This is a genomic window from Bradyrhizobium sp. P2_E8, from assembly GCF_056403875.1.
Genome location: NZ_JBFUES010000270.1, coordinates 1 through 7,917, shown reverse-complemented (window position 1 = coordinate 7,917; position 7,917 = coordinate 1). Strand labels below are relative to the sequence as shown.

Genomic DNA, 7,917 nt, shown 5'->3' with positions numbered 1-7,917 from the left:
CATCCCCCTCGCCCCGCTTGCGGAGAGAGGTGAAGAGCTAGCCCAAATTCAACTCCTTGAAGAAGTCGTTGCCCTTGTCGTCGATGATGATGAAGGCGGGGAAGTCGACGACTTCGATGCGCCAGATCGCTTCCATGCCGAGCTCGGGATATTCGAGCACCTCGACCTTCTTGATGCAGTGCTCGGCGAGGTTCGCCGCTGCGCCGCCGATCGAGCCGAGATAGAAGCCGCCATACTTTTTGCAAGCCTCACGCACGGCCGGCGCGCGGTTGCCCTTGGCCACCATCACCATCGAGCCGCCCGCAGCCTGGAACTGGTCGACGAAGGAATCCATGCGGCCCGCGGTGGTCGGACCGAACGCGCCGGAGGCGTAGCCCTCCGGCGTCTTGGCCGGACCGGCGTAGTAGACCGGGTGGTTCTTGAAGTAATCCGGCAGCGGCTCGCCCTTCTCCAGCCGCTCGCGCAGCTTGGCATGGGCGCTATCGCGCGCGACGATCATGGTGCCGGTCATCGAGACCCGGGTCTTGATCGGGTATTTCGAGAACGTCGCCAGAATGTCCTTCATCGGCTGGTTGAGGTCGATCTTGACGACCTCGCCGCCGAGCGACTGCTCGACCTGCGGCAGATACTGCGCCGGGTTGTGCTCGAGCTCCTCGAGATAGATGCCGTCCTTCGTGATCTTGCCGAGCACCTGGCGGTCGGCGGAGCAGGACACGCCAAKGCCGATCGGCAGCGAGGCGCCATGACGCGGCATGCGGATCACGCGCACGTCGTGGCAGAAATACTTGCCACCGAACTGCGCGCCGACGCCGAGCGACTGCGTCATCTTGTGGATTTCCTTCTCCATCTCGACGTCGCGGAAGGCGTTGCCGTCCGGCGAGCCGTGGGTCGGCAGTGCGTCGAGATAGCGGGCGGAGGCGAGCTTCACCGTCTTCATGCAGAGCTCGGCCGAGGTGCCGCCGATCACGATGGCGAGGTGATAGGGCGGGCACGCCGCGGTGCCGAGGGTGAGGATCTTCTCCTTCAGGAAGGCGAGCAGCCGGTCCTTGGTCAGCACCGAGGGCGTCGCCTGGAACAGGAAGCTCTTGTTGGCGCTGCCGCCCCCCTTCGCCATGAACATGAACTTGTAGGCGTCGTCGCCCTCGGCGTAGATCTCGCACTGCGCCGGCATGTTGTTGGCGGTGTTCTTCTCCTCGTACATCGACAAGGGCGCGACCTGCGAGTAGCGCAGGTTGCGGCGCAGGTAAGCATCACGCGCGCCTTCCGACAGCGCCGCCTCGTCGTCACCGTCGGTGATGACGTTGCAGCCCTTCTTGCCCATGATGATCGCGGTGCCGGTGTCCTGGCACATCGGCAGCACGCCGCCGGCGGCGATGTTGGCGTTCTTCAGGAAGTCGAGCGCGACGAACTTGTCGTTGGGGCTCGCCTCGCCATCCTCCAGGATCGCGCGCAGCTGCTTCAGATGGCCGGGCCGCAAATAATGATTGATGTCGCCGAAARCCGCCTCCGACAGCGCCCGCAGCGCCTCGCGCGACACCACCAGCATGTCTTTCCCCAGGACCTTCTCGACCCTGATGCCCTCGGACGAAATCTTCTTATAGGGCGTCTCGTCCTTGCCCAGCGGGAACAGCGGGGTGTGCTTGTAGGGCGGAACGGGCTTTGCGGGGTCAGGGAAGGCGGTGGGAGCGTTCATGGAGCGAATCTCGGGGTTTTGGAGCCCTCGCGCGGGCCCCTGGCATAGAAGCGTTCTAAGCTTTTTTGCCGTAAAGGGAAGGCGTTCCGGCGCGGTCGGGCCATCCCGATTCGACGTCATGACGGCCCTTTTTTCGGTCACCGTCGGCCGGACGCAGGTGGTGATGATCGTGCCCRGCAGGCCTTGGGTCCACCCCTTGCGCTCGGCGCGCGACGAAGGTTGAATGCGCGCCCTAAGGGGCTTTTCATCATGATTTTCAAACTGAACTTCCGCGGCGCGATCCTGGTCGCCGCCGCCATCACCGGACTTGCGACCCTCGCCTCGCCTGCCCGCGCGGACCAGTGCGACGACATCGCAAAGCAGCTCGCGAGCGGCGTCGACAGGCTGAAGGTCAACTTCAAGGCCGCCAACATCATCTACCTCACCCACCCGGCGGCGAAGGAGCTGTCGCTCGGCTGCCGCGCGCAGGGACAGAACTATTCCAACGAGCTCTATGCCAAGGGCGACCGCAAGCCGACGCCGCAGTTCTATGACCTCGTCGCGTCCGCGGCCGCGATCATCTTCACGGTGCCGAAGGACGACACCGCGAAAGGCGCGACGCGCTGCCTGAAGCGCATGGGCCTGCTCCGCGGCGACAAGGTGTCGATGCGCTTCAAGCGCCTCAACATGGACTGCTCGCGCACCAAGACGGAAGCGTCGATCGCGATCACGCGGYCGAAGGACGAGTAGAGGCGTCTTACCGCAGGCGCGCCCTACACGCGTCGTAACATCGCCCACCACACACGCCGTCATTGCGAGCGCAGCGAAGCAATCCAGAGTCCCCCCGCGGAGACCGACTGGATTGCTTCGCTACGCTCGCAATGACGAGGAGAGATCGCGTCGTCTCTCGGACATAGTGCCATCAAGCACAAGTCAGTGCCTCCACCGCACCAGATCCCTCGCATTTTAACAATTGGCTTGAAGGAAACTTCGCTCCTCGCAGGGCAGACTCAATTGTCTCCATGTGTGAGGATTTGTGGATGAGCGTTTCGACCGTTGCGCCGCCGCCGATCGCGATCGTGGTCCCGAGCTACGACACGACCAAGCAGCAGGACAATCAGGCCAAGACAGAGGATACCGACCCGACCCACAAGCCGCAGCCGCCCGTGCCGCTGCCGCCGGGCCAGGGCACGCGGATCGATCAGCTCGCCTGATCGGCCTTTATCCCAGTGAAGCGCCCGATCCGGTTGATCGGGCTTTTCGCGTGTCCGGCGTGTGGTGAGCGCGCATCGCCCGAAACGGCCGGTCCGGAACGGGAGCTGCCGCCAGCCTCCCTCCAGGCCGGCTAATGATCGAGTTCCTTGTAGCGGCGGAAGATGCCCTGCTCGTTGAAGGCAATGCGGCGCTCGCTCGCAAGATAGGCCTTGATGTTCGGCCGCGCCGCGACGCGATCGTGCAGGCCGACGAGGCCCGGGATGTCTGGCTCGAACGCCTTCATGCGCCTGGGGAACGCGTAGCGCAGCCCGGCGACGATCTGGAACAGCGAGAGGTCGACATAGGTCAGCCGGCGGCCGGTGACGCAAGTGCCGCCATTGCCGGCGAGCAGCTGTTCGAAATAGCCGAGATATTTCGGCACGCGCTCGCTCCAGAATTCGGCCGTGCGCTTCTTCGCCGCGGGCCGCGCGTCCTCGTAATAGAGCGAGGGCCCAAGTGGATGATGGGTGTCGTGGACCTCGACCACGAAGTCGGTGATGGTGAGCTGGAGCTGGTGCACCCAGAGTTTGCCTGCTTCCGTCTTCGGCGCAAGGGCGTGGCGGGCGCCGAGATAGAGCAGGATGTTGGCGGTCTGGCCGATGACGAGCTTGCCCGCTTTCAGGAACGGCGGCGCGAAGGGCGGCGTGCCCTCATGCGCATCCATCATCTTCATCATCGCAGCTGTTCCGTACGGGCCGCGCGCGACGTCGACGTAGGCCGCACCCGCCTCCTCCAGCGCCAGCCGCACATATTCGCCGCGGCCCTGGATCTCGGGCCAGTAGTAGAGCTCGTATTTCATGGAAACAGTCCGTGATTGCGTTGCGGCAAGTGTAGCACGCAACCACGAACTCGATGACGGTGAACGGTGTTCCGCGCCTCAATTCGCCGCGAAGCAATACAGCAGCCCGTCGCCACCCGTGCTCTTCAAGTCGGCCTGCGAGCAGCCGCCATCGGGACCGCGCGAGGGATGCGAGCTGTTCCACGATTTCGACGGCTCGTCGTCGCGCAGGCCCCGCCGGTCGGCATGGCCGACCACCGCAGCACCTTGTGTGCTCGACGACCAGTTCTTGCAGGTCTTGTCGTCGCCGGCGGCAAATGCGGTGCCGTCGGGCTGCGTCCCCGTGAGGATGTCGTGGCGGTTCGGCGTATCGCCGGCTCCGTTGTTGACCTCACCCTTCTCGCTGAGCGCCGTCTGCTTTGTCAGGTTGTTGGCGGGGCCATGCAGGTCGGCAACGTCCTTGGCGATGACCGCGCCCTTCGCATTCTGCCACGGCCCCTTGCCGATGCGGTCGCGCGCGTTGACGGCCGGCTTGCCGTCGGCGGCCTGGGTCGAGAGATAGGCGCGCCAGGTTTTGGCGCCGGCGCCGGCCGATTGGGCGAGCTTCTGGCAGTGGGCGTCGGCACCGTCGAGACCGCCAAGATCGGCACCCTTGCCCGGCCCACTCGAGGTCACGAAGAAGGTCATGTCGGCTGACTGCGCCCGCACCGATGGACTTGCGAAGACCACGAGCGCAACGCCTGCTGGCGCGATGACCCTGGCTATAATGCTCATCCTATCCTCCCGATTGGTCCTGCGATTGCGCTTGGCAGGCCCGTTTTTGATCCTCTGACATGAACCCGTCACGACGGACATTATTCCGGCATTCCAGCGGCCATCCGCCGCACGCGCGTCACCTCGAGCGACGGCGCGCGACCGGTCGCCCCGAGGGACGTGTCGATTAATTGCTTCCCGGGGCCGTAGCGCCGGGTGAGCATGCCAGCACGGGCCGATCCTCAAGCGATCGCCCAGGGGAGGACGCGGGAGGCCGTTGCGGAGCCGTTCAGGGCGGCATCCGCGATCACATCGGGGCTGCCGCCGGGCGCGGCGCGAGGGGAGATCGTCATGCACTGGAACACCGTCCGCCCAATTGCGGCAATTGCCGGCTATGCCGCGCTTTGCTGCCTTGCCATCGGCCCGGGCTGCGCCTCGGCCGCGGAATTGCTCAAGGCCCGGCTTGCGCAAAACCTCGGACCGATCTCCGGCCTTGCGATCGTCGCCAAATCGAAGGGGATTTTCGAAAAGAACGGACTGGACATCACGGTCTCGAACTTCACGTCCGGCAAGCAGTGCCTGGACACCGTGATCGGGGGCGGCGCCGACATCGCGACAACGGCGGAGGCGCCRGTCACAGCTTCAGCGATGGCAAACCAGCCCATCGCCTTCGTCGCCGGCATGGAATATTCCGACCTCAAGACGGTCGTCGCGGCCAAGGCCGGCGTCAAGACCAAGGCAGACCTGCGCGGCAAGCGAATCGGATTCACGGCCGGCACCGGCAGCGAGGTCTATACGGCGACGTTGCTGAAGTCGGCAGGATTGACTCCCAAGGATGTCACCCTCGTCAACCTGCGGCCGCAGGAGATGCTGCCGGCACTTGCAGCAGGCAGCATCGACGCGATCGACACTTGGGAACCCCACATCGCCAACGCGAAGAAGGCCCTGGGCGAAGCCGTCGCTGAGCTCGATACAACGGGCACTTACTCGGAAACGTTCAACATCGTCGTCATGAGGACCTATCTGGATGCCAACCCGGCGGTGGTCGAGAAGTTCATCGCCGCACTGATCGACGCCGAGGTCTGGATGAAGGCACACCAGGATGAAGCGATCACGGTCGTGGCGGACGCGGTCGGCATGAAGCGGGACGACCTCGCTCCCATCTGGGCCGACTATGTCTACCGGGTGCGTCTCGACGACCGGCTGATCGAGATTCTCAAGACCCATTCCGCATGGCGCCTCGAGAGCGGCAACCATCCTCCGGGAGCGGCGATGCCCGACTTCAGCAAGGTCGTCGTCGCCGAGCCGCTGAAGAAGGTCGACCCCGCACGCGTCACCCTCTCGTGGAAATAGGCACCCGCACAGCCATGCAGGATGGCACTTCAGCACGACAGGAGATCGCTCTCCGCACCGGCGGTCGCGGTCGGCGGCCGGATTCAGCCCGTCTTCGTCGTCTCAATATTCTGGTCGGGGCGCTTTCGCTTCCCCTGTTCGTCGGCCTCTGGGAACTGGTCTCTCGTTCCGGGGCCGTCAACATGGTGCTGTTTCCGCCGCCGACGGTGGTTGCTGCGGCTGTCCTTGAGTGGATACGAAGCGGACAATTCCTGGGCGATCTGCTGGCCAGCCTCTTTCGCGTCACCACGGGATTCATCGTAGGCGGCGTGCTCGGCATCCTGCTCGGTATCCTCACCGGCCAATTCCCTGTTATGTCGAGCCTGCTGTCCCCGCTATTCCATATCCTCCGGCCAATTCCGCCGATTGCTTTCGTGCCGATCGTCATCCTCTGGTTCGGCCTGTCGGAGGCGGGAAAACTGTTCCTCGTCGTATGGGGTGTGTTCTTTACGGTTTGGCTGTCGACCCACATCGGCGTGCAGAAGGTCGACCGCGGCCTGATTCGGGCGGCGTTGATGCTCGGCACGCCCCGGCGGCAGATGCTCCAGGAGATCGTGCTGCTCGGCGCACTTCCCTACATCGTGGTCGGGTTGCGCACCGCCGTCAGCATCTCCTTTTACACGCTTGTCGCGGCCGAACTTGCAGGCACTTTCGCCGGCATCGTCTACAGGATCGAGATTGCGCAGCAGAATTTGCAAACCGGCCAGGTCATGGGCGGGCTCGCAGCGCTCGGGTTGATTTCGTTCATCGCAGACCGGCTGTTTTCGGCTCTTGCGGAACGTACTGTCTGGTGGCGTTGATGTCGGGAGCTCGATCGATCATGAAACTCGCTCTGGCAAGTTCGCCCGCCTCGGTCGAATCGGCGCCGAAACAACCGGCCATTCAAGTCTCGAACCTGAGCATCGTTTTTGACTCCAACCGCGGGCAGACCATCGCGGTGGATCGCGTTTCCTTCGACGTGGCGCCTGGCGAGTTCGTTTGCATCGCCGGGCCGTCCGGCTGCGGCAAGTCGACGTTGCTCAACACGATCGCCGGACTGGAAGTACCGTTTGAAGGCGACATCCTGGTCGAGGGCTCGCGTGTCTACAGCCCGCGCCCCGATGTCGGCATGGTGTTCCAGCAGCCGCATCTTTTCCCCTGGAAGTCTGTCCGCAGGAACATCGCCCACGGCCCCAGAATGCTCGGGAAGTCCAGGACGGAAGCGAATGCCATCGCCGACGACCTGATCGCGATGGTCGGTCTCAAGCGTTTCGCCGACGCCTATCCGAACACGCTGTCGGGCGGCATGCAACAGCGCGTGGCGATCGCGCGAGCGTTGGCCAATCAGCCCCGCGTGCTGCTGATGGACGAGCCCTTCGGGGCCCTCGACGCGCAGACCCGGGCGGTGATGCAAGACAATCTGCTGGAGCTGCGCGACCGGATCAAGGCGACGATCGTGTTCGTCACGCACGACATCGATGAAGCCATCGTGCTGGCCGACCGCGTTCTCATCATGAGCGCGGGCCCCGGCCGCATCCTGCGCGAAGTCGCGGTCAAGCTGCCGCGCCCGCGGTCGAGTTCGGTCATGGTCGAGCCAACCTATCTCTCCCTCAAGAAGGATTGTCTCGACGTGATCCGCGCCGAAGGGCTGCGGGCGTTCAATCAGTCGGACGCGAGCTGATCGCCCGGAACTCGGACATCGCCCGCAGCGCGCTGGCATGGTTCTTGAATAATCGTTGCCGGGTCTCACGGTGGAGCCGGCGATGCACAGGGCGAATAGCGCGATAGCGGCGGGCGTGATGCTGGCCGAGTCGGACAATCTCGTCAGGCCGCTGCCCGGCTTGCTGGATGGTCTCAACCGGGCTGATTGCAATCGATTGCGTGCGATCGGACGCGAGAAGGCCCTGGAAGCCGGCCAACTGGTTTGGTCTCAGGGCGACACACAGGCCGGGATCTACCTGATCAGCGAGGGACGCATCCGCAGCTACTATGCGGCGCCGTCGGGGCGCGAGGTCACGCTCGCCTACTGGTTTCCCGGCAATTTCGTCGGCGGCCCCGACATATTCGGAACGGGCCCGCACATGTGGAC

Annotated in this window: 9 protein-coding genes; 6 read left to right on the top strand and 3 right to left on the bottom strand. The window is 64.3% G+C overall.

Going from position 1 to position 7,917, the window contains the following annotated elements; translation table 11 throughout:
* Nucleotides 1-37: 37 nt before the first annotated feature.
* Nucleotides 38-1,693: a fumarate hydratase gene (locus tag AC1D00_RS16875; RefSeq protein WP_477011456.1), complete on the bottom strand. Its 1,656-nt coding sequence runs from the start codon at nt 1,691-1,693 to the stop codon at nt 38-40.
* A gap of 249 nt (nt 1,694-1,942) precedes the next feature.
* Between AC1D00_RS16875 and AC1D00_RS16870 the strand changes: the two genes are divergently transcribed.
* Together AC1D00_RS16870 and AC1D00_RS16865 are read left to right on the top strand one after the other, a co-directional pair.
* A complete protein-coding gene (locus tag AC1D00_RS16870; protein ID WP_477011455.1) occupies nt 1,943-2,422 on the top strand; it encodes a hypothetical protein in 480 nt (159 codons plus the stop codon).
* A 290-nt stretch (nt 2,423-2,712) separates the two neighbouring features.
* Complete coding sequence (locus tag AC1D00_RS16865; protein ID WP_404557928.1) at nt 2,713-2,886, top strand: hypothetical protein; 174 nt, start codon at nt 2,713-2,715, stop codon at nt 2,884-2,886.
* 131 nt (nt 2,887-3,017) lie between these two features.
* On the opposite strand, the gene AC1D00_RS16860 is transcribed toward AC1D00_RS16865, so the two are convergent.
* Together AC1D00_RS16860 and AC1D00_RS16855 are read right to left on the bottom strand one after the other, a co-directional pair.
* Nucleotides 3,018-3,725, bottom strand: a complete 708-nt coding sequence (locus AC1D00_RS16860) for a glutathione S-transferase (protein ID WP_477011454.1) — start codon at nt 3,723-3,725, stop codon at nt 3,018-3,020.
* 78 nt (nt 3,726-3,803) lie between these two features.
* Nucleotides 3,804-4,478, bottom strand: a complete 675-nt coding sequence (locus AC1D00_RS16855; protein ID WP_477011453.1) for a lectin — start codon at nt 4,476-4,478, stop codon at nt 3,804-3,806.
* 330 nt (nt 4,479-4,808) lie between these two features.
* Between AC1D00_RS16855 and AC1D00_RS16850 the strand changes: the two genes are divergently transcribed.
* The 4 genes from AC1D00_RS16850 to AC1D00_RS16835 form a co-directional block, all read left to right on the top strand.
* Entirely contained in the window at nt 4,809-5,810 is a 1,002-nt protein-coding gene (locus tag AC1D00_RS16850) for an NrtA/SsuA/CpmA family ABC transporter substrate-binding protein (RefSeq protein WP_477011452.1), read from the top strand.
* Between the two features lie 14 nt (nt 5,811-5,824).
* Nucleotides 5,825-6,649, top strand: coding sequence for an ABC transporter permease (locus tag AC1D00_RS16845; RefSeq protein ID WP_404557930.1), 825 nt, complete (start codon nt 5,825-5,827; stop codon nt 6,647-6,649).
* 20 nt (nt 6,650-6,669) lie between these two features.
* Nucleotides 6,670-7,509, top strand: a complete 840-nt coding sequence (locus AC1D00_RS16840; protein WP_404557931.1) for an ABC transporter ATP-binding protein — start codon at nt 6,670-6,672, stop codon at nt 7,507-7,509.
* A gap of 82 nt (nt 7,510-7,591) precedes the next feature.
* Nucleotides 7,592-7,917: Crp/Fnr family transcriptional regulator (locus tag AC1D00_RS16835; protein WP_477011451.1), on the top strand; the 326-nt coding region annotated here is incomplete at its 3' end.

Excerpts from the sequence above, each read along its gene's own strand:
- AC1D00_RS16865 (WP_404557928.1), top strand. The coding sequence starts at position 2,713 with ATGAGCGTTTCGACCGTTGCGCCGCCGCCGATCGCGATCGTGGTCCCG.
- AC1D00_RS16860 (WP_477011454.1), bottom strand. The coding sequence starts at position 3,725 with ATGAAATACGAGCTCTACTACTGGCCCGAGATCCAGGGCCGCGGCGAA.
- AC1D00_RS16855 (WP_477011453.1), bottom strand. The coding sequence starts at position 4,478 with ATGAGCATTATAGCCAGGGTCATCGCGCCAGCAGGCGTTGCGCTCGTG.
- AC1D00_RS16845 (WP_404557930.1), top strand. The coding sequence starts at position 5,825 with ATGCAGGATGGCACTTCAGCACGACAGGAGATCGCTCTCCGCACCGGC.
- AC1D00_RS16840 (WP_404557931.1), top strand. The coding sequence starts at position 6,670 with ATGAAACTCGCTCTGGCAAGTTCGCCCGCCTCGGTCGAATCGGCGCCG.